At 31.9% G+C, this 2,077-nt stretch carries 1 protein-coding gene and 1 pseudogene; both read right to left on the reverse strand.

What is annotated here, in order from left to right; all coding sequences use genetic code 11:
* Positions 1–83 precede the first annotated feature (83 nt).
* Positions 84–569: a hypothetical protein gene (locus AB1422_19140; protein MEW6621417.1), complete on the reverse strand. Its 486-nt coding sequence runs from the start codon at positions 567–569 to the stop codon at positions 84–86.
* Between the two features lie 84 nt (positions 570–653).
* Positions 654–1,696: pseudogene (locus tag AB1422_19145) on the reverse strand (IS630 family transposase).
* Positions 1,697–2,077: the final 381 nt, after the last annotated feature.

A 2,077-nucleotide genomic window follows, 5' to 3' on the forward strand; every position in this document is an offset into this window, starting at 1 on the left:
TTATAATTTCCCATTTGGTAGCCCTCCTTTTTTTATTGTTGCTACCATTTATATCGGCAAAATTAACGCTTTTCTTTAACTTCTTATCCCATCATTATTGATAATTCCCAACCGCACAGGTCGCAAATTTTTTCTATTTTATAGTTATTGACTCTGTAAAATCTATGATTGGAATATAAACCTGTATCTATCATGTTAACATTAATGTTGTTACCCTTGAAATTATCTTTATAAAATGATTCTACCATTGCAACTCGTCTTACATCCTTTGGAACTTGTAAATGATAATAATCTATTTTAGGCATTTTTGTTTCGTAACTAATAGTATCTAATACGAAAAGAGGTTTTTGTATTGAAATTCTTTCTATTAAATTGGTGCATATAGGAGAAACTATATCTTCTTTTAAAGTATGATAATAATACTCCGTAACTTTAATGAAATTTATTTGCTCTCGTTTTGCATTAATATTAAAGAAATTGTTGAAATGCTCCAATGGACAACTAAACGACAAACCGACTTCAGATTCAGCTTCAATAGTAAATCCCTCACATAAAAATTTATCTTTCACTTTTAAGATATTATCATATTTTGGGATAAAATCACCAAATGTAAATCTATTCAGTTTTTCTAAGTTAGAATAAACTGATATACTTTAAAAGTTCACAAACTGTGATTTTTTAAAAGTCTGAAAATTTAGAGTTAGCAACGCATCAAGTTCGTGTTTATAAATTGAATCTATTTTATGTAAACAGTCAATAATAGCCTTTTTAAAGATAGAAAATTCAGGATAATATTTTGAGTATAAACATTGTTTTTTTACAAATTTCCAAAGTCGCTCAATAAGATTAAGATTAGGCGAATAAGCGGGAAGGAAAATCAGTTCAATATTGAGCGAATCAGCCAGTTCTTTGACAATCTTACATCTTTGATAACGAGCATTATCTAATATCAGACTAATGGGTATACCTAAATTTAGTCGGGCTATTTTCCAGAGTAGATCACATACACTTTGAGCGTTAATATAACTCTCATTAGTTACTGTAATGAGTTGATGGGTTATAGCATTCAAAGCACCTAAAACATTAAATCTTTTTCTCCCCACAGGAGCCTTGATAAATAGTCGTGTCCAGCACCAGAGATAGCCTAAAAAGGGGGCGAAGACAAAATGAGCTGCATCTAAAAAGAATAGGGCTCTTTTACCCTCTTTTGCTTCTTCTAAACGGGGCTCTAAAGTTTTTTTTTAAAGCCTTCTTGTTCCTGAATGTCGGCTTTACATGGCACCATACCTACTTTGCGACGCTTTAATCCTGCACGCTTAAGAAATACCCCTATTCGCACTTCACTGCGCTTTATCCCCGTCCGTTTATTTATTACTTCCATCGCCTCTTTAATCGTCGCTGGTGGGTGTTCTCTAAAATATGCTTCTATTGTTGATATATGCTGGTCTAATAAACTTTCTGGTCTGTAAAAGTTAATCTCTTTTAATTTTTCAAGCCCCCCTTTTTTGTATAGTTTAATATATTCGGTGACCACATTTACTGATACACCTGTTAATTGGGCTATCTTTTTATGCGACACACCTTGACTCTTTAACCATAAGGCTTCCATCTTGCGTTGCACCCTGGGATGTGGATGATGATATCGTTCATAATTCAAGGCTTTTATCTCATCTTCCGTAAACTCTATGTTTATCATAATTTTCCCCTCCCTTTTTGGTAGATAAGTTTAGTCTACGGAGTTTTATTTTACTACCTTTTAATTCTGATGTCAACATTTTTCAAAACAATAATTGTTGACACTTTTTAACACTTATGGTAATATATCTTAAAACCCTATATCACCGGGCTATCGAGTCCCTATTAAAAAATCTTAATTTGTGCCGTTGGTGAGTATAAATTACCCTCAGATACTAAAGTTATTGTAAAAACCACTCTATCCATAATACTTAACTAAACTTTTGCGTTTTTTTATAACAAATTGACAATTAAAGTATTAAGTATTATCTATTTCCTCCCGATATTAATTATAAAAGGGAGGAGAAATAGATATGATGATAGTTACTATTCCAGATATTTT

Source organism: bacterium, assembly GCA_040757115.1.
Taxonomy (GTDB): domain Bacteria; phylum UBA9089; class CG2-30-40-21; order CG2-30-40-21; family SBAY01; genus JBFLXS01.